The organism is Thermohalobaculum sediminis, from assembly GCF_023487995.1.
GTDB lineage: Bacteria > Pseudomonadota > Alphaproteobacteria > Rhodobacterales > Rhodobacteraceae > Thermohalobaculum > Thermohalobaculum sediminis.
The window spans coordinates 557,448-577,432 of sequence record NZ_JAMFKN010000001.1; the positions used below are offsets into that span (position 1 = coordinate 557,448).

A 19,985-nucleotide genomic window follows, 5' to 3' on the forward strand; every position below is an offset into this window, starting at 1 on the left:
GCCGCGCCGTTGCCCGGCGCCGTTCCGTCCCGCCGGTCGCCCGGCGGCGTCGGGCGGCTAGGCCGCCGTCGCCGTGCCGCAGAGCCCGCGATGCTCGACCATCCAGGCATCGAGCGCCGCCGCCTCGTCTGGCGTCAGCCGCAGCCCCAGCTTGCTCCGCCGCCAGAGCACGTCGTCGGCGGTGCGTGCCCATTCATGCGTCATCATCCAGCGGACTTCCGCCTCGGTCAGATCGTGGCCGAACGCCCGCCCGAGGTCACGCGCCTCGGCCGCCTCGCCCAGCACCGCCCGCGCCTCGGTGCCATAGGCGCGCACCAGGCGCAGCGCCCAGGCCCGGTTGAGGAATCGGTAGGTCGCACAGAGCGAGGCCACCAGCGCATCGCGCGCGTCCACCGCGAAATCCCCGCCGGGCATCGGCACCCGCGCGGTCCAGTCCTTGCCCATCGCGGGGAAGAACGGGGCGAGCCGGGCCAGCGCCGCCTCGGCGAGCCGCCGGTAGGTGGTGATCTTGCCGCCGAAGATGTTGAGCAGCGGCGCCTCGCCCTCGCGCCCCTCGACCTTCAGCACATAGTCGCGCGTCGCCGCCGTCGCCGAGGTCGCACCGTCGTCGTAAAGCGGGCGCACCCCGGAATAGGTCCAGACCACGTCGTCCGCGGTCACCGGGCGCGCGAAATACTCCGACGCCGCGGCGCAGAGGTACTCGCGCTCCTCGTCGGTGCAGCGCGCCTCGCCCGGGCCGCCCTGATGGTCGCGATCGGTGGTGCCGATCAGGGTGAAATCGGTCTCGTAGGGGATGGCGAAGACGATCCGGCCATCGGCGTTCTGGAAGATGTAGGCCCGGTCGTGGTCGAACAGGCGCCGCGTCACGATGTGGCTGCCCCGCACCAGCCGGATGCGGTCCGAGACGTTCTCGCGCACGCGGTTGCGGATCACCTCGTCGACCCACGGGCCGCCGGCGTTGACCAGCGCCCGCGCCCGGATCTCGCGCGTGGCGCCGGTGCTGCGGTCCTCGAGCGCCACGCGCCACAGATCGCCCTCGCGCGTCGCCGCGACACAGCGCGTGCGCGTAAGGATCGTCGCGCCCCGCGCCGCGGCGTCGCGGGCGTTCAGCACCACGAGGCGCGAATCCTCGACCCAGCAGTCGGAATACTCGAAGCCCCTGGCGAAGCCGGGCTTCAGCGGCGCGCCCGCGGGGTCCGTGCGCAGATCCAGCGTCCGCGTCGGCGGCAGGATCTTCCGGCCGCCCAGGTGGTCGTAGATGAACAGGCCCAGCCGCAGCAGCCAGGCGGGACGCAGGCCCCTGTGGTGCGGCAGCACGAAACGCAGCGGCCACGAGATATGCGGCATGGCGACCAGCAGGGTCTCGCGCTCGATCAGCGCCTCGCGCACCAACCGGAACTCGTAATACTCCAGATACCGCAGACCCCCGTGGAACAGCTTGGTCGAGGCCGACGAAGTCGCCCCCGCCAGATCGTCCTGCTCGCAGAGGATGACACCAAGCCCCCGGCCCGCCGCGTCGCGCGCGATCCCGGTGCCGTTCACACCGCCCCCGATGATCGCGAGGTCGTGGATGTCGGGCTCGGGCAGGGTCGCATCGGGCACGGCTGGGCTCCGCATCGGCAGTCCGGGACGGCACGCAAGGATGATCGACACTGCGCGGAGCAAGTCAACGATATTTTCGTTTTTGCGCAAAAATCTTCGCTTTCGCGCGAAGTCGAACATTGCGAATCCCGGTAGATTCCGTCTACAGAGATGATATCATTTGATTTTCACCTGCAAGCTCTTGCTTTCACCCGCGCGATCGCAGTCTTGATCGCGCCCGCGCATCGTGCAAATCTTTCCGCCATCCGAAAATGAAGATGGCCCGCGCATGACCCTTTCCTTCCGGCAGCACGAGATCGTCGAGCTTGCGCGACTGCATGGCCGTGTCGTGGTCGAGGAACTGGCCGAGCGCTTCGCCGTCAGCCCGCAGACGATTCGCCGCGACCTGACCGAGTTGTGCGACGCCGGCGCACTCCAGCGAGTGCATGGCGGCGCGGTACTTGGCTCGGGCGTGGCCAATCTCGGCTACGACGCGCGGCGCGCCCTCGCCAGCGCGCAGAAGGAGGCGATCGGTCGCCTCTGCGCCGCCGCGATCCCCGAGAACGCCTCGCTGTTCATCAACATCGGCACGACGACCGAGGCGGTAGCGCGCGCCCTCGCCGGCCACCGCGACCTGATGGCGATCACCAACAACCTCAACGTCGCGAACATCATGGCCGCGAACGCGCAGGCCGAGGTGATCGTCGCCGGCGGGGTGCTGCGCCGCTCGGACGGCGGCCTGATCGGCGAGGCGACGACGGACTTCGTCCGCCAGTTCAAGGTGGACTTCGCCATCATCGGCGCCTCGGCGCTCGACGAGGAGGGATGGCTGCTCGATTTCGACTACCGCGAGGTGCGGGTGAGCCGCGCGATCATCGAGAACGCGCGCGAGGTCTTCCTGGTCGCCGACGGCTCGAAGTTCGCGCGCTCCGCCCCTGTCCGGATCGCCGAGATCTCGGCGGTCACGGCGTTCTTCACCGACCGGCCGCCGCCCCCGGCCTTTGCCGCGCGCTGCGCCGAGACGGGCGTGCGCATCGAGATCGCGCCGGCCCTGCTCGAGGCCGCGGTATAGCGGCGCGCAGGCCGCCCGGCCCGTTCAGACGACGGCGAGGTCGAGCTCCCCTACCCCCTCGATCGAGGCATGCATCCGGTCGCCGCGCTGCACCGGGCCAACCCCGGCTGGCGTCCCGGAAAAGATCAGGTCGCCGGGCGCCAGCACGAACAGGCGCGAGAGACAGGCGATCATCTCGGGCACCTTCCAGATCATCTGCGCGATGTCGCCCTCCTGCCGCCGCGCGCCGTTGACATCGAGCGAGATGATCCCGCGCTCGGGGTGGCCGATCTCGAACACCGGCTCGATCGGGCCGATCGGCGCGGAATGCTCGAAGGCCTTCCCCACCTCCCAGGGGCGGCCCATCCTCTTCGCCTCGCCCTGCAGGTCGCGCCGCGTCATGTCGAGCCCGACCGCGTAGCCCCAGACATGATCGAGCGCGCGCTCGGCGGGAATGTCCGCGCCGCCCTGCCCCAGCGCCACCACGAGTTCGACCTCGAACTGCACGTCGGCGCTCATCGGCGGATACGGGAAGTCAGTGCCATAGAGCAGGTTGTCGGGGTTCTTCTGGAAGAAGAAGGGCGGCTCGCGGTCCGGGTCGTGACCCATCTCGATCGAGTGCTCGGCATAGTTGCGGCCGACGCAATAGACCCGGTGGATCGGGAAGAGGCCGCCGCCACGCACAGGCACCGTCACCGCCGGCGGCGGCGCGAACACGTAGGGCTCGGCGCCCGGGGCCTCGTCCTCGGTCATGCGGCTCATCTCCTCGACTGCACCGGGCGCCCGCGGCGACTCGGTCACCCGGCGCGCCGCAGTGTTCCACGGCGCGGCGCCGCCGCCTATCCCCGCACGACGCGACCGGGCATGGCATCGCCCACGAATGCGGCAGGGCGAGCGGGGTTTCCCGGCCATCCGCGCCCGCTTCCCCTGCGTCATGGCGCCGGTTCCATTTGACACATCCGACAAGGCTGGTCAGCTATACGCACCGATGGCGGAGCGCCCCGAACGCAGCGACCGCCCGAAATGACAGGGAGAACGACATGAAACGGCTCGTGACAGCCATGATGCTCGGGACCGCGGCCCTCGCCCTCGCCGCGCCCGCCAGCGCCGAGACCCTGCGCTGGGCTGCCGCCGGGGACAGCCTCACGCTCGATCCCCACGCGCAGAACGAAGGCCCCACCCACACCATGTCGCACCAGGTCTACGAGACCCTGCTGCACCGCGACATGGCGGGCAAGATCGTGCCCTCGCTCGCGACCGAATGGGCGCCGACGGACGATCCCAACAAGTGGGAGTTCAAGCTGCGCCCCGGCGTAAAGTTCCACGACGGCGCGGACTTCACCGCCTCGGACGTGGTTTTCTCGCTCAAGCGCGCGATGCTGCCAGACAGCGACATGAAGGAGCTGCTGGCGTCCGTCTCCGACGTCGTCGCGGTCGATGACCTCACGGTGCAGATCGTCACCAACGGGCCGAACCCGATCCTGCCCTCGAACCTCACGAACCTGTTCATCCTCGACGAGGGCTGGGCCAAGGCGAACGGGGTCGAGAAGCCGCAGGACTTCGAGGGCGGCGAGGAAACCTTCGCCGTGCGCAACGCCAACGGCACCGGCGCCTTCATGCTGGTCGAGCGCGCGCCCGATTCGAAGACCGTGCTCAAGCGGAACCCGAACCACTGGGGCAAGGACCAGTTCTCGCAGGACGTGACCGAGATCGTCTTCACGCCCATCCAGAACGCCGCGACCCGCGTGGCGGCGCTGCTCTCGGGCGAGGTCGATTTCATCCAGGACGTGCCCGTCCAGGACCTCGGTCGCGTCGAGGCCGCCGACGGGCTGGTGGTGCGCACCGCGCCGCAGAACCGCGTGATCTTCTTCGGCATGAACGTGGGCGATGCCGACCTCAAGACCGACAACATCGAGGGCAAGAACCCCTTCGCGGACCCGCGCGTGCGCGAGGCGATGAACATGGCGATCAACCGCGACGCCATCCGCCAGGTGGTGATGCGCGGCCAGTCGCAGCCGGCGGGTGTGATCATGCCGCCCTTCGTGAACGGCTGGACACCCGAGCTCGACGCCGTGCCCGCGACCGATGTCGCCAAGGCCAAGGCCCTGATGGCCGAGGCCGGATATGGCGACGGCTTCTCGGTCACGCTCAACTGCCCGAACGACCGCTACATCAACGACGAGGCGATCTGCCAGGCGGCCGTCGGCATGATGGGCCAGATCGGCATCAAGGTGGCGCTCGACGCCAAGCCCAAGGCGCAGCACTTCCCGCTGATCGGCGGCTACGAGACCGACTTCTACATGCTGGGTTGGGGCGTGCCGACCTTCGACTCGGAATACATCTTCAACTTCCTCGTCCACACAAAGGGCGAGAAGTACGGCTCGTGGAACGGCACCCGCTACTCGAACCCCGAGCTCGATGCCAAGATCGAGTCGCTTGCGTCCGAGACCGACCTCGCCAAGCGCGACGCCACGATCGCCGAGATCTGGCAGGTCGTGCAGGCCGAGACGATCTACCTGCCGATCCATCACCAGGTGCTGAACTGGGGCATGAAGTCCGCGATCGACTTCCCCGTCCAGCCCGAGGACCAGCCGCACTTCAAGTATCTCACCTTCAAGAAGTGATCCCGAAACGTCCGGGGGCGCGCGCCGCCCCCGGGCACCATTCGGGGAGGTCCGATGCTCGCCTTCGTCATCCGCCGCGTATTCCAGTCGGTGATCGTGCTCCTTGTCGTGGGGCTCGTGGCCTTCTCGCTGTTCCGCTTCGTCGGAGACCCGGTCGAGAACATGCTGGGGCAGGAGCGCACGCAGGCCGACATCGACCGGCTGCGCGCCCAGCTCGGCCTCGACCAGCCCTTCCCGGTCCAGTACTGGCGCTTCCTGCAGAATGCCGCCGACGGCAATTTCGGCATGAGCTATCGCCAGGGTCGCCCGGTCACCGACCTTCTGATCGAGCGCGCGCCGGCGACGCTCGAGCTGGCCTTCGTCTCGGGCCTGTTCGCGCTGGCGGGTGGCATCGTGCTGGGCATCTACACGGCGATCCGCAAACGCGGTTGGCTTGCGAACTTCATCATGACCGCCTCGCTGATCGGCGTATCGCTGCCCACCTTTCTCATAGGTATCCTGCTGATCTGGATCTTTGCCGTCGAGCTTGGCTGGCTGCCCAGCTTCGGGCGGGGCGAGACGGTCAGGATCGGCTGGTGGACCACCGGGTTCCTGACGGAAAGCGGCCTCAAGGCCCTGATCCTGCCGTCCATCACGCTCGGGCTCTACCAGATGACGCTGATCATGCGCCTCGTGCGCTCCGAGATGCTCGAGGTGCTGCGCCAGGACTATATCCGCTTCGCCCGGGCCCGCGGCCTGTCGGAGCGCGCGGTCAACTTCGGGCATGCGCTCAAGAACACGCTGGTGCCGGTCATCACGGTCACGGGCCTGCAACTCGGCTCGATCATCGCCTTTGCCATCATCACCGAGACCGTGTTCCAGTGGCCGGGGGTGGGCCTTCTGTTCATCAACGCCGTCCAGTTCGTCGATATTCCCGTCATGGCGGCGTATCTCATGCTCATCTCGGTCATGTTCGTCGGCATCAACCTGATCGTCGATCTTCTCTATGTCGCGATCGACCCGCGGCTGCGCGCCGACCGCGCGGCGGCGGCGAAGTGAGGGGCGGGCATGAACGCCATCCGCCGCGCACTCGACAGCGATCTGGGGCATTCGTTCCGGCACAGCCCGGTCACGATCGTGGCCGCGTTCTTCGTCGTCGTGCTGTTCGCGGGCGCCATCTTCGCGCCGCTGATCGCGCCCTACAGCCCCTTCGACCCGGCGACGCTGAACCTGATGAACGGCTTCACGCCGCCGATGGAGCCCAACGCCTTCACCGGCGAAACCTTCTGGCTCGGCACGGACGACCAGGGGCGCGACGTGTTCTCGGCCATCCTCTACGGGATGCGGATCTCGCTGTTCGTGGGCTTCGCGGCCGTGTTGCTCGCACTGATCCTCGGCGTCGTCGCAGGGCTGGTGGCAGGCTATGTCGGCGGCTGGTTCGACACGGTGATCATGCGCGTGGCCGACGTGCAGCTCACCTTCCCCTCGATCCTCGTGGCCATGCTGATCTTCGGCATCGCCAAGGGGCTGACGCCGCCCGACATGCGCGACCAGATGGCGATCTGGGTGCTGATCGTCTCGATCGGGCTCAGCGACTGGGTGCAGTTCGCCCGCGTCGTGCGCGGCGCCACGCTGGTCGAGCGCGGCAAGGAATACGTTCAGGCCGCCCGCCTGATCGGCCGCAGCCCGGGCGCCATCATGTTCCGCCACGTGCTCCCCAACGTCATGTCGCCGGTGCTGGTGATCGCAACCATCGGGCTGGCGCTCGCCATCATCGCCGAGGCCACGCTCAGCTTCCTCGGCGTGGGCGCGCCGCCGACGCAGCCCTCGCTCGGCACGCTGATCCGCATCGGGCAGGGGTATCTGTTCTCGGGCGAGTGGTGGATCCTGTTCTTCCCCGCCATGACGCTTCTGGTGCTCGCGCTCTCGGTCAACCTGCTGGGCGACTGGTTGCGCGAGGCGCTGAACCCTAGGCTGCGCTGAATGACCCACCCCATCCTCTCGGTCCGCGATCTCGTCGTCGAGATCCCCACCCGCCGCGGCGTGCTGCGCCCGGTCGACCGCGTGAGCTTCGACATCGCCCGCGGCGAGGTGCTGGGCGTGGTGGGCGAGTCCGGCGCGGGCAAGTCGATGACCGGCACCGCCGTGATCGGCCTGATCGACCCCCCCGGCCACATCGCGGGGGGCGAGGTCGTGCTGGGTGGCGAGCGCATCGACCACCTGCCGCCCGAGCGGATGCGGCGCATCCGCGGCAAGCGCATCGGCATGGTGTTCCAGGACCCGCTGACCTCGCTCAATCCGCTCCTGCGGATCGGCGATCAACTCACCGAGACGATCCTGACGCATCTGGGCGTGACCGAGGCGCAGGCCCGCGCCCGCGCGGTGGCCGCGCTCGAGGAGGTCGGCATCCCCGCCGCCGCGCGCCGGATCGGCAGCTATCCGCACGAGTTCTCGGGCGGCATGCGCCAGCGCGTGGTGATCGCGCTGGCGCTGGCGGCCGAGCCAGACCTCGTGATCGCCGACGAGCCCACCACCGCGCTCGACGTCAGCGTGCAGGCGCAGATCATCGCGCTTCTCAAGCGCCTCTGCCGCGAGCGCGGCACCGCGGTGATGCTCATCACCCACGACATGGGCGTGATCGCCGAAGCCGCCGACCGCGTGGCCGTGATGTATGCTGGCCGGCTGGCCGAGATCGGCCCCGTGGCCGAGGTCATCGCCCGGCCGCAGCACCCCTACACCCGGGGACTGATGGCCGCGACCCCGATGGCGACAGCGCCGGGGGCGCGGCTCAACCAGATCCCCGGCGCAATGCCCCGGCTCGACGCGATCCCGCCCGGCTGCGCCTTCCACCCGCGCTGCCCACTGGCCGAGGCGCAGTGCAAGACCGGCGCGCCGCCCACCGTCGCCGGCTGCGGCGGTCGCGCCTCCTGCTGGGTGGTGGCCCGCGAGGCGGGCATCGTTGCGCAGGGAGCCCACGCATGACGGCGCTGGTCCGCATCGCCCACCTCGTGCGCCGCTTCGACGTCTCGAAGCCCTGGCTCAACCGCGTGCTGGAGCGCCAGCCGCGCCAGATCCTCACGGCGGTGGCCGATGTGAGCCTCGAGATCCCCGAGCGCGGCGTCTACGCGCTGGTGGGCGAGTCGGGTTCCGGCAAGTCCACCATCGGCAAGATCGCGGTCGGCCTGCTCGCGCCGACCGAGGGCGCGGTCGAGATCGGCGGCGTCGACCTGCACCGCGAGCGCGACCCCGCCCGCCGCACCGAGACGCGCGCCCATATCCAGATGATCTTCCAGGACCCCTACGCCTCGCTCAACCCGCGCTGGCGCGTGCGCGATATCATCGAGGAGCCGGTGCGCGCCCGCGGCGAGAAGGCGAACGGTCTTGCCGGGCGGCTGCTGGAACAGGTGGGCCTCTCGGCCCGCGATGCCTACAAGTTCCCGCACGAATTCTCGGGCGGCCAGCGCCAGCGCATTTGCGTGGCCCGGGCGCTGGCGTCGGAGCCACGCTTCATCGTCTGCGACGAGCCCACCTCGGCGCTCGACGTGAGCGTTCAGGCGCAGGTGCTGAACCTGATGAAGGACCTGCAGGAGCGGCTGGGCCTCACCTACCTGTTCATCAGCCACGACCTCTCGGTGGTGCGCTACATGGCCGACCGGATCGGCGTGCTCTACCTGGGCCGGCTGGTCGAGGAGGCGCGGCGCGACCGGCTGTTCTCGGCGCCGCTCCACCCCTACACCCGGATGCTGCTGGATGCCGCCCCCCGCATCGACGCCTTCGGCCGCGAGGTCGAGCCGCCGAAGGGCGAGATCCCCGACCCGATCAACCCGCCACCGGGCTGCGCCTACCACCCGCGCTGCCCCTTCGCGAACGACCGCTGCAAGCGCGAGCGCCCCGAGATGCTCGACTTCGACGGCAGCCGCGTTGCCTGCCACGGCGTCGAGGAAGGCCGCATCTGAGCCTTTGGGCTGACCCTCTGATCCGCCGGCGCGCCTCGCTCCGTCCCGCAAGAGCTGCCCCCGATGCCGCGACGGGGCCGTGACACAAATCAGGACCCATGGGGCGGGTCCGCCCCCTACCCGGCCCTGCGCCATCGCGCGCTGCGGCGCGCCGCCCTGTCGTTCTCCGGCGCGATGGCATCCGGGGCGGACACGAGACTCCGGACCATCGAGGACCCCAGCACCTCGACATTGCCGGCACCCGCGCGCCGCGCGCGCGCAATGGCCTGCCGCGCCGCGCGCGCGCAATGGCCTGCCGCGCCGCGCCCGCCGCCTGTGCCGCCAGCATCCGCCCGCCCGTCGCCGCAGCCGCGCCGACCGTCGCGCCGAGATCGAGGGACCGGCCGCCCACCACCACCGGCTCGGACAGGCGCGCCGCGACCTGCCGGGCGCGCTGCTCGAGCTCCGCGTCGTCGAGCACATCGGTGAAGACGGCCGCGAACGCCGCCCCGTCGAGCCGCGCCACGATGTCGTCGCCCTGCCGCATCGCCGCCAGCCGCGCCGCGCATTCGCGCAGCGCCGCCTGCCCCGCGTCGTGATCGAGCGCGCCGGTCTCGTGCTCGAAGCGCATGAGCTGCACCTCGACGAGGCCAAGGATCTGGCCATCGAGCCCCGGATCGCCCAGCGCAAGATCGAGCTGCAACATCAGGCTGTCTCGGTTCGGCAGGCCCGTCGCCGGATCGTGGAACGCCGCGTGCTGCACGGCGTCGTGCGCCGCGATCAGGCGGCGCATCTGCGAGACGACGGCCAGCACTATGGGCCGCACCAGCCCCAGCATGATCCCGGCCAGCGACACGAGGAAGGCCACCGCGAAAGCCGCGTCGAGCCGGTCGCGCAGCCGGGCGATTCCCGCCGCGCCGGCGCTCTGGCGCTCATGCGCCATCGCCAGCGCGCCCATCATCGCGCGCTTCGCGGCCGGGTCGGCACCGGGGGCGCGCTCGAACTTCGCCATGGCCTGCGCAAGATGGTGCGGCGCGCGGAACAGTATCGCCGCGACCTCGTCCGTGCCCGGCCGAACGAGGCCGCGCGCGGCATCGCCTTCGCTCAGGGCATGGCGATTCGCGGCGAACCGCCGAAGCGCCCCGCTGGCCGCGTCGCCGTAGGCCCCCGCCTGCAGGACCTGCCCCGCGAGCGCCTGCTGTTCCAGCAGCAGCGCCGCCACCTGCGCCTCGCGCGCGGCCAAAGTGCCCGCCCAGCGCGTCACCACGAAATCGGTAAACGCGATCGTCACGAGGATCGCGGCGGATGCCCCAAGCACCGCGCCCATGCGCCGCTGCAAGGCCCGAGGCTCGGCCTCGAGCCTCTCTGCCACGCCCTTCTGCCCGCCCATGTCGCTCACCCAGCCCACGCCACCCTCGCATCCGGCCACGGGCACCATGCTGCGCCCGGCCGGAAAGGATCGGTTTGCGACGCCGCCTGTCGCGCGTCCGGGTAGACAGCGCCGCGCCCCCCTGTTCTGACTGCGGCAAGCCACAGGGAGCCGGACCATGAAAAGCCATGCGCGTGTCGTCGTGATCGGGGGCGGCGTCGTCGGCTGCTCGGTGCTCTATCACCTGACCAAGCTCGGCTGGACCGACGTGATGCTGATCGAGCGGTCTGAACTGACCAGCGGGTCCACATGGCACGCCGCGGGCGGCTTCCACACGCTCAATGCCGACACCAACATGGCGGCGTTGCAGGGCTACACGATCCGGCTCTACCGCGAGCTCGAGGCGATCACCGGCATGTCCTGCGGGCTGCACCATGTGGGCGGCCTGACGCTGGCCTGCGACCGCGACCGGCTGGACTTCCTCAAGGCCGAGCATGCCAAGCACGCCTATATGGGCCTCGAGACCCGGATCGTGGGACCGGAGGAGATCCGCGAACTCTCGCCCATCACCAACACCGAGGGCGTCCTCGCGGCGCTCTACGATCCGCTCGACGGCCATCTCGACCCCTCGGGCACGACTCACGCCTATGCCAAGGCCGCGCGCATGGCCGGGGCCGAGATCGTGCTGCGAACGCCGGTCCTCGCCACCCGCCCGCGCCCCGGCGGCGGCTGGGACGTGGTGACCGAGGCGGGCACCGTGACCTGCGAGCACATCGTCAACGCAGCCGGCCTCTGGGCGCGCGAGGTCGGGGCGCTCGCGGGGATCTACCTGCCGCTGCACCCGGTCGAGCACCAGTATCTGGTCACCGAGGAGACGCCCGAGGTCTATGACCTGCCCTCGGAGCTGCCTCACGTGATGGACCCCGCCGGCGAGAGCTATCTGCGCCAGGAGGGCCGCGGCCTCGTCATCGGCTTCTACGAGCAGGCGATGGACCTCTGGGCCGAGGGCGGCACGCCGTCGGGCTTCGGCCATGAACTCCTGCCGGACCAGCTCGACCGCATCGGCGAGAGCCTCGAGTTCGCCTTCCGCCGGTTCCCGGTGCTGGAGCGCGCGGGCATCAAGCGCGTGATCAACGGCCCCTTCACCTTCGCGCCCGACGGCAACCCGCTGGTGGGCCCCGTGCCGGGCCTGCCGGGCTATTGGACCGCCTGCGCGGTGATGGCGGGCTTCAGCCAGGGCGGCGGCGTGGGGCTCGCGCTCGCGCAATGGATGGTCGAGGGCGAGCCCGAGCGCGACTGCTTCGCCATGGATGTCGCCCGCTTCGGCGACTGGATCACGCCCGGCTATACCCGCGCCTGCGTGCGCCAGAACTACCAACGCCGGTTCTCGATCTCCTATCCCAACGAGGATCTGCCGGCCGGGCGCCCACACCACTGCACCCCCGCCTGGGGCATCTGGGACGCCCAGCGCGCGGTCTGGGGGCACGGCTATGGCCTCGAGCACGTCAACTACTTCGCCCCCGAGGGCGAGCCGCGGGCCGAGACGCCCAGCTTCCGCCGCTCGAACGCCCACGCCATCGTGGCCGAGGAATGCCGCGCCGTGCGCGAGGCTGTGGGGATCAACGAGATCCACAACTTCGGCAAGTACGAGGTGACGGGGCCGCGCGCCGAAGCCTGGCTCGACCGGACCATGGCGGGCCGGATGCCGAAGGCGGGCCGCCTGACGCTCACGCCAATGCTCAGTCCCAAGGGCAAGATCATCGGCGACTTCACCGTGACGAAGCTGGCCGAAGGGCGCTTCCAGCTCACCGCCTCGTTCGGCGCACGCGCCTTCCACATGCGCTGGTTCCTCGCCCATCTCGAGGATGGCGTCGAAATCCGCGACGTCTCGCTCGAGCGCATCGGCTTCCAGATCGCGGGGCCGAACGCGCGCGAGCTGCTGGGGCGCGTCGCGCGAGGCGATGTCTCGACCGCGGCCTTTCCCTTCATGGCGGTGCGCGAGTTCGAGATCGGCACCTCGCGCGCCATTGTGCAGCGCGTCAGCTACACCGGCGATCTCGGCTACGAGATCTACGTCCCCGCGGCCGAACAGGTCGCGCTCTACCACCGCCTTGCCGACGCGGGGCGGGACCTCGGCCTCAAGCCCTTCGGCATGCGCGCGATGATGAGCCTGCGGCTGGAAAAGGGCTTTGGCAGCTGGATGCGCGAGTTCCGCCCCGACTACATGCCGGCCGAAACCGGGCTCGACCGCTTCACGGCGTACAACAAGCCCGCCGACTTCATCGGCAAGGCCGCGGCCCTGCGCGAGAAGGCCGAGCGGCCGGAGCGCCGGCTCTGCGTCATGGTGGTCGACGCGCTGGACGCCGACGTGGTTGCGGACGAGCCCATCCGGGTGGACGGCACCCTCGCCGGCTTCTGCACCTCGGGCGGCTACGCGCATTACGTGGGCAAGTCGGTCGCCAACGGCTTCCTTCCTGCCGGGTTGATCGAGGAGGGCCGCGCCGTCGAGATCGACATTCTTGGCGAGCGCCGCCCGGCCCGCGTCATCACCCGCCCGCTGTTCGACCCCGAAGGCGCACGCATGCGCGGCTGAGCGGTCCGCTTTTCGCCCACATGATCGCGGCTCGCCCAAGCCAGTGAGCGGAGACCCCGTTGGCCGCGCTGGGATGCGGGCGAGGCGGTCACGGCCGTCACGCCGGCCCTGTCAGGCTTACGCCGCGCGAAACGCGAGCTCCCAGGGGCGTCCACTTCCGGGACATGGTTGCTCCATTATCAACCTATAGTTGAGTATCTATCCGTCACATATTGCTACGGTTGTCAAATTGTGGTAATAATAAGGCTGAATTGATCGAGCAGATTGCTGTTCGCGCATGGCGGGGCCGCTACGCCCCCCCAACGAGAAACTCGACAGGCTTCGAGATTGTCGTCTCCGCCGCAATGGTTTGCGGGAGAGTGAGCATCTGCGTGCCGCTGTTCCGGCCTTCGACGGAGGCTCCCGGCCTCGTTCCCACGAGCGCCACCGGAACATGAGAGGCGGTCATCATGAATAACCTCTCCAATGCTATCGTAAAGATAGTCAGATCTCCAATTGTTCTACAATACTATCTTAATTTAATTGAGACTTTTAATATCATCAAGCCGCCAATGAACCGAGATTCGCCGTCATTTTCGGCAAAAGAAATCGGATTTTTATTCGTATCAACCGTCAGATCGTGATGATCGATGGCAACCACTCTGACTTTGTCAGAGCAAGTGATGGATGGATGACATGGCCACCTTCGAATTCACCGATCTGTCGAACACGAAGATCGTCCTGGACGAAAGCTCCGGCGAAACCGATGACGATATCTTGAAAGTCAATTTCGCAGCAGCATTCCCGGCCTTCGACACTCTCCTGTTCACCACGCTCGGCCTCGACCCGAACTTCGCATCCGGCGGCCGGATTGCTGGCGAGACCAATTTCATGACCGTCAGCTTCGAGGGCTCGCTGACCGATCTCTCGCTCACGGGCTGGAACAGCGGCACCGGCACGGCGGTCGCGCTCACGAACTACGACCCCGGAGTGACCGACCCGACGACCGGCCATCTGACGACCATCGTCACGACCGATGGCGAGCAGGCCGTCTACCTGTTCGGCGACTACGACGGCATGGCGGGGGCGCTCGAGGGTCAGGTCGTCTTTGGCGTCGATGCTGGCGGCGATCTCGCCTTCGCGGCCTACATGAAGGTCGCCGACGCCGATGCCACGGATGGCGAGAAGGAACTCAGCTTCGCGATCGTCACCTTCCAGGCGATCCGGGACACCCTGGCCTCGTCCGACGATCCGGACAACACGATCAGCTTCGACAACTTCATCGGCATCAGCGCCTCGGAAGTCAGCGGCTTCAACTTCGGCGACAACCCGGCCACGAATGTCCTGTTCCAGGCGGCTCCCGCGTTCAGCGGCGGCGAAGTGCTGCTGATCACCGGACTTTATGAACTCAACAAGCTCAACTCCTCGAAGACAGATCCCACCGCCTTCGGCTGGGCGAACCAGCAGGCCGATCCGGGCGAGACGCTCGTCGCGACCTTCGTGGCGAACTGGACGGGCAGCTTCCTTCTTCCCGACGACCTGACCAACCAGCAGGCCAAGGACATCAACAACATCGCCTACAGCGCGCTGGACAACATCGACGAGGCGACGTTCAAGATCGCCCAGGACTTCGGCACGATGAGCGTGCTCATCGCGGCGGCAGCCGCTGGTCTCGGTCCTGCGGAGGATGGCGGGGCCGACTTCTTCTCGACCGAGCTCCAGAACGACGTGGCCGTCCAGATCGTGAGCGTGACCGTCGACCTCGCGGGCGGCGGCTCGATCACCTTCGACAGGGCCGATGCGAACGCAATAACCGGGCTTCTCACCTACACCGACTTCGGCCGCACGATCACCGTCGATTTCACCCCGAGCAACTGGGGCGCGACAACTCCCAACGAGGCCAATGGCGGCGTCGAGGTGATGGGCCTGCTGAAGGACGACTTCACAACCGTCGGCACCGGCCTCAACACGTTCTCGCGGATGTACACCACGGTGACCTCCAGGGTCGACCCGGACGCGGGCGGTGGCAACAAGGGCGACATCGGCGGCTTCACGACAAGCGATTCCAACGACACCGCGCAGCCGCTCAACATCTTCCAGCTCGACGATGCGGGCCCGACCCTGACGCTGAGCGCGAACGGCAACTCGCTCACGGGGCTCGAGCTCGACGAGACCATCGGGGCAGACCTGCCCGGCGTGGGCGAGGACATCGATGACCGCTACGCCGACGCGGCCGAGGCCGCGGCTGGCGACGACAATGCAGACGACGACGAAGGGGGCGTCCTGCCCGCAGGTGCCATCGGCCAGGTCACGTCCAACGAGACGGTGGGATCGCTGTTCAACACCACGTCGACCTTCGACACCGACCTCAATGGCGCACCGACGAACGCGGCCGGACAGTCGCCCTCGGACACCGTGCAACTGGTCCTGATCGACGGCTCCGGCACGCCGGTGACGGAACTGGCGACGGATCTCAGCGTCTCGGATGCCGCCGGTGCGTTCACCGACGACAGCATCGATCTCGTGCTGTCGGGCGGCAAGGTATACGGCATGGTCGATGGCGAGACCGACACGACGGTCACGGCGAATATCGCCTTCATCATCGAGCTGACCAGCTCCGACCCCGCGACCGCCTATGTCAAGGTCACGCATAACCTGCCGATCCTGCATGGCAACAACGCGCTGCATGACGAGAACCTCGTCCTGTCGATCACCGAGACCGACGCCTACCTGGGCGTGCAGCGCGACAAGACGATCGTGGACGGCGACGACGACAGCGAAAGCAAGACCGCGATCGCCGACATCACGAATGACATCTCGTTCGACGACGACGGCCCGCATCAGGTCGTGTCCGCATCCGCGGTCGACGTTGACACGGCGCTCGGCGTCAATCTTGACGAGACCATCGGAACGGATCGCTACAATCCGCTGCACACCAACGGCGCACCCGTCACGGCGGACGACCCTGACCAGCAGGACAACAACGGCGCCTTCGACGACACGGTGACCGACTTCAATGGTCTCACCCCGATCGGCCAGCTCGACACCACGGCGGCGGGCGGCATCGGCTCGCTGTTCAGCCTGTCCGGCTCGTACGGCTCGGACGGCTCGGGCGGGGCCCTCGACTACCTCTTCGAGTTCGACTTCACCGAGGTCGGCGGCAACGGTATCGCGACCAACCTGACCACGACGGTGAATGGCGAAACCGTGGTGCTGTTCCTGGAGGGCGGGGAGATCATCGGGCGCGAGACGAATGCAACCGGCGACATCGCGCTGAGGATCGCGATCCTCGACCCGACCGACCCGACGTCGCAGATCCGGGTGCAGCAGTTCCTCGCCTATGACAACGGCGGGACCGAGAACCCGTCGGTCTTCGACGAGCAGATCACGCTCGCGACCCTGCTGGGAGACGAGAAGGTCGAGCTGAAGCTGACGGTAACGCGGACCGATTTCGAGGGCGACACCGATGCGGACAGCGCCTCGCGCGATCTGATCACGCAGTCCGGCTCGCCCTTCGACTTCGACGACGACGGGCCTTTGGTGGACGTTGAGGCGGTGGAGGCGGACGATCCCGAACTCGCCGACATCGCGCTCAACCTCGACGAGTCGACCAACACTGATGGTGACAACCTTCGCGATGGCGCCGATCTCTACAATGCGCCGCCGCACACCAACGGCGCACCCGTCACCGACGACGATCCGGACCAGCAGGACGACAACGGCGACCTCGATGACGTCATCATCGCGGGCGTCACCAACGAGACCGCCGCGACGCCGTCCGAGACGCCTGCGGCCAACGACGCGATCGGCGTGCTGTCGACAGCGGCGGGCGAGATCGCCGACCTCTTCGGCGTCACCGCCAGCGACTTCGGAACGGACGAGGAAGGCGGGACCAACCCGGGCGACGGGCGTTCGGACCAGCTCAGCCTCGTGCTGTCGAGCGATCCGGTCGAGACCAACCTCGTCGTGACCGCGCTCGACATCCCCGAGCTTTCGGGGCTCACCGAAGCGCAGCGGACGATCTGGCTGGTCTCCGACGCGACCAACCCCGACACTGTCGTCCACGGCGTGATTGAGGGCACGACGGCGGGGCTCGGCAACGACGACAACGAGTATGTCGCCTTCACGATCGAGATCGAGAACGCCACCGACCTTGAGAACGCGACGCTCAAGACCACCCACTGGCTGCCGATCGACCATGACGGCAGCGAGGACCCATCGGTCTTCGACGAGGAGCTGGTGATGACGCTCGCCACCGGCGAGACGCTGTCGCTGCGCCTCGAGACCACGGTGACAGACGGCGACGGCGACGTGAACTCGGATGCCGACCAGGTGGTGATCGGCGACGACGCCGGAAGCTTCCTGTCCTTCGACGACGACGGCGTGGTGGCTGCGATCCGCGAGACCGGCGTCACGGTGCTGCATGACGAGACGACCGGCGTCGACACCGGATCGGACGATCAGGCGCTGGGCAGCCTGCCGGCCGCCTTCGCCGCGCTCGCGCTCGCAGCAGGCGCAACCGTTCAGGGATGGGCCCAGAGCGACGGCGGCGTCGTCGAGGTCGACACGCTGCTCACGGGCGAGGGCACCCCCGCAGACCCGGACGACGACGTGAACGACTTCGGCACCGACGGGCCCGCCCTGACGGATGCGACCGTGTTCTCGCTCGCGATCCCGACTCAGGGCCAGCCTTCCAACCTGACGGCGATCATCAGCGACACCACGGGCGAGACGCGCGAGGTCTCGCTGTTCGCCGAGACCTGGGACGGCGTCGACATGATCGTCGGTCGCTACGACGATGACGACGGCACGGCCAACCAGTTGAATGGTGTCGTCTTCGCGGTGATGATCGACGGCGAGACGGGCGTGCTCAGCACCGCCCAGATGCTGCCGATCTTCAACCCGGTCGTCGGCGGCGTGAACATTGACCAGGCCATCGCGGACGACGCGTTGCAGGCGGTCCTCACCAGCACCGATGGCGACGGCGATTTCGACACCGACGCCGTGAACATCGGCAGCGCCGTGATCTTCCGCGACGACGCGCTGAGCGCTGGCCCCGGTCAGGTCCGGAACATCGAGGAGGACGACATCGACAATCTACAGTCGGTGGGCCTCAACGAGGACGACTCGGTCAATGCGCATACCGACCAGATCAACCTCTCGCCCTCGATCACCGGCGGCTACGATGACCCGTTCACCTTCTCGCTGAAGGCCGCCGACGCGGCCGAGAAGGCAGCGACCGAGGCGGCCCTCGCCGCGGCGAATACGGGGCTCACGTCGCAGGGCGAGACGGTGCTGTTCGACGTGAATGGCGGGACGAACACGGTCACGCTCTATGTCGAGAACACGATCTCGAATGACGGCGTGCTGGGCCTGGACGACCGGATCGTCGGGACCTGGACAGTGACGGCTGCGGGTCTCGCGACCTACACCGCCATCGACCAGCTCGACCAGGCCACCGCCGAGGTCCGCGACGAGAGCAACTCGGACGACGACGACCAGGAGGAAACCGTCGTCATCACGCTCACGGCGGCCCTGAGGGTCCTAGATGCGGACGGGACCGAGGTCGACTTCTCGGCCGAGCCCGACTTCATCCAGTATGCAGTCGCGGACGACATGCCCGACATCGGCGATGCGGGCGCCGACGACGTCGCCGCCGGGGACGAGGACAAGATCGCCTTCGCGGTCATCGACTTCGCCGAGCCGGGCACGGCGGGCGAGGTCAGTAGCGCGACCCGGAATCTCGAGGCGGTGATCGGCACCGACGAGAATGTCGGCGGCGGCGGCGTGCGGATCACGTCGTGGGATTCCGAGATCCTCTACGGCACCCAGCCGACGCCCGACCTGCGCCTCATCGCCGTCCCCGACGACGACACCGAGGCCAACGTCAAGTCGGTCAGCTACTTCCGCGACGTCAACAACGACGGCGAGATTGACGGGGACGACGAGGTCGGCGGCAGCCTGGTCGAGTATTTCCGTCTGAGCATCGACGACACCGACGCCGATTCGACCAACTGGACCTACACGTGGCAAGCGTTCGAGTCGCCCCCGCCGACCGAGGAGCCCGTCGACTTCAATGCCATCAAATCGGGCGGACCGCAGGAGATCCTGAGCCCGCCGGTGGGCGGTGACGGGCTGGTCGTCGACTTCGACGGCCTGCTGTTCGACGCGACGGAGTTCAGCCAGTTCATAGCCAACGACTGGAGCCCCGACGCAACGGCCCCGATCGACCCCACGCAGGATCAGTCGCATGACGGCATCGACGATCGCGGCTTGACCGACGATGCCGACGACGGCAACCCGGATGCCGAGGGCTTCGGCATCAAGGACGGCCAGGCCTCGCAGTTCAACCACAACGAGGGTTTCTACGCCGTCCTGCGGGACACCAATGGCACGATGAGCACGGCCGACGACACGTTCGTCGAGATGTCGTCTCTCTCCTTCGCGGTCGAGGGCATCGGCAAGGAGGGTCTCGAGTATCACATCGACTGGCAGATCATAGATGATGACGCGGTGGTCGATACGGGAACCGCGACCCGGTTCACCCTCGGCGGCAATGCCGAGGATCCGTTCGACGAAATCCATCTCGATGACGGCTCGTCCTTCGATGCGGTCTATGTCCGCGTCTGGCTCAGCGAGGGCGATGCGAACAAGGGCATCCGGCTGCTCGACTTCTCGATCGGCCTTCCGCAGCCGGTGGACGACCAGTCGCTCGACTGGACGGTCGAGATTGCCGACCACGACGGGGACACCGATACCGCGACCTTCAGCACCGGGATCGACGGCACGCTCGACAACGACGACGACACGGTCACTATCGACGGGACGGACTACTTCGTCCTGTGAGCATGACGACGCCGGCCGCGGCGCTGCC

At 68.1% G+C, this 19,985-nt stretch carries 10 protein-coding genes and 1 pseudogene; 8 read left to right on the forward strand and 3 right to left on the reverse strand.

Going from position 1 to position 19,985, the window contains the following annotated elements:
- Window positions 1-57 precede the first annotated feature (57 nt).
- Window positions 58-1,617 (reverse strand): glycerol-3-phosphate dehydrogenase, encoded by a 1,560-nt coding sequence (gene glpD / locus M1105_RS02755; RefSeq protein ID WP_406600577.1) that lies wholly within the window; start codon window positions 1,615-1,617, stop codon window positions 58-60.
- 253 nt (window positions 1,618-1,870) lie between these two features.
- Between glpD and M1105_RS02760 the strand changes: the two genes are divergently transcribed.
- Window positions 1,871-2,653, forward strand: coding sequence for a DeoR/GlpR family DNA-binding transcription regulator (locus M1105_RS02760; RefSeq protein WP_249578812.1), 783 nt, complete (start codon window positions 1,871-1,873; stop codon window positions 2,651-2,653).
- A 24-nt stretch (window positions 2,654-2,677) separates the two neighbouring features.
- Here the strand turns inward: M1105_RS02760 and M1105_RS02765 are convergent, their stop codons facing one another.
- Window positions 2,678-3,385 (reverse strand): fumarylacetoacetate hydrolase family protein, encoded by a 708-nt coding sequence (locus M1105_RS02765; RefSeq protein ID WP_249578813.1) that lies wholly within the window; start codon window positions 3,383-3,385, stop codon window positions 2,678-2,680.
- A gap of 287 nt (window positions 3,386-3,672) precedes the next feature.
- Between M1105_RS02765 and M1105_RS02770 the strand changes: the two genes are divergently transcribed.
- From M1105_RS02770 to M1105_RS02790, 5 genes are read left to right on the forward strand one after another with little or no spacing between them, the layout of a single operon-like run.
- Window positions 3,673-5,256, forward strand: a complete 1,584-nt coding sequence (locus M1105_RS02770) for an ABC transporter substrate-binding protein (protein ID WP_249578814.1) — start codon at window positions 3,673-3,675, stop codon at window positions 5,254-5,256.
- Window positions 5,257-5,310: 54 nt separating this feature from the next.
- A complete protein-coding gene (locus tag M1105_RS02775) occupies window positions 5,311-6,294 on the forward strand; it encodes an ABC transporter permease (RefSeq protein WP_249578815.1) in 984 nt (327 codons plus the stop codon).
- A gap of 9 nt (window positions 6,295-6,303) precedes the next feature.
- Entirely contained in the window at window positions 6,304-7,218 is a 915-nt protein-coding gene (locus M1105_RS02780) for an ABC transporter permease (protein ID WP_249578816.1), read from the forward strand.
- Window positions 7,219-8,217 (forward strand): ABC transporter ATP-binding protein, encoded by a 999-nt coding sequence (locus tag M1105_RS02785; RefSeq protein ID WP_249578817.1) that lies wholly within the window; start codon window positions 7,219-7,221, stop codon window positions 8,215-8,217.
- Entirely contained in the window at window positions 8,214-9,191 is a 978-nt protein-coding gene (locus tag M1105_RS02790) for an ABC transporter ATP-binding protein (protein WP_249578818.1), read from the forward strand. Before M1105_RS02785 ends, M1105_RS02790 begins: the two co-directional genes overlap by 4 nt.
- 283 nt (window positions 9,192-9,474) lie before the next feature.
- Here M1105_RS02790 and M1105_RS20765 read toward each other — a convergent pair.
- A pseudogene (locus M1105_RS20765) lies at window positions 9,475-10,719 on the reverse strand (diguanylate cyclase domain-containing protein); the annotation flags it as partial.
- On the opposite strand from M1105_RS20765, the gene M1105_RS02800 reads away from it, so the two are divergent.
- Both M1105_RS02800 and M1105_RS02805 read left to right on the forward strand, forming a co-directional pair.
- Entirely contained in the window at window positions 10,718-13,132 is a 2,415-nt protein-coding gene (locus M1105_RS02800) for a GcvT family protein (protein WP_249578819.1), read from the forward strand. The pseudogene M1105_RS20765 and the gene M1105_RS02800 overlap by 2 nt on opposite strands.
- 675 nt (window positions 13,133-13,807) lie before the next feature.
- The gene (locus M1105_RS02805; protein ID WP_249578820.1) at window positions 13,808-19,957 is read left to right on the forward strand and encodes a beta strand repeat-containing protein; all 6,150 of its coding nucleotides are present in this window, start codon (window positions 13,808-13,810) and stop codon (window positions 19,955-19,957) included.
- Window positions 19,958-19,985 lie beyond the last annotated feature (28 nt).

Bases quoted from the DNA above. Each gene is read 5' to 3' on its own strand.
- glpD (WP_406600577.1), bottom strand. From the start codon at position 1,617: ATGCGGAGCCCAGCCGTGCCCGATGCGACCCTGCCCGAGCCCGACATC.
- M1105_RS02760 (WP_249578812.1), top strand. From the start codon at position 1,871: ATGACCCTTTCCTTCCGGCAGCACGAGATCGTCGAGCTTGCGCGACTG.
- M1105_RS02765 (WP_249578813.1), bottom strand. From the start codon at position 3,385: ATGACCGAGGACGAGGCCCCGGGCGCCGAGCCCTACGTGTTCGCGCCG.
- M1105_RS02770 (WP_249578814.1), top strand. From the start codon at position 3,673: ATGAAACGGCTCGTGACAGCCATGATGCTCGGGACCGCGGCCCTCGCC.
- M1105_RS02775 (WP_249578815.1), top strand. From the start codon at position 5,311: ATGCTCGCCTTCGTCATCCGCCGCGTATTCCAGTCGGTGATCGTGCTC.
- M1105_RS02780 (WP_249578816.1), top strand. From the start codon at position 6,304: ATGAACGCCATCCGCCGCGCACTCGACAGCGATCTGGGGCATTCGTTC.
- M1105_RS02785 (WP_249578817.1), top strand. From the start codon at position 7,219: ATGACCCACCCCATCCTCTCGGTCCGCGATCTCGTCGTCGAGATCCCC.
- M1105_RS02790 (WP_249578818.1), top strand. From the start codon at position 8,214: ATGACGGCGCTGGTCCGCATCGCCCACCTCGTGCGCCGCTTCGACGTC.
- M1105_RS02800 (WP_249578819.1), top strand. From the start codon at position 10,718: ATGAAAAGCCATGCGCGTGTCGTCGTGATCGGGGGCGGCGTCGTCGGC.
- M1105_RS02805 (WP_249578820.1), top strand. From the start codon at position 13,808: ATGGCCACCTTCGAATTCACCGATCTGTCGAACACGAAGATCGTCCTG.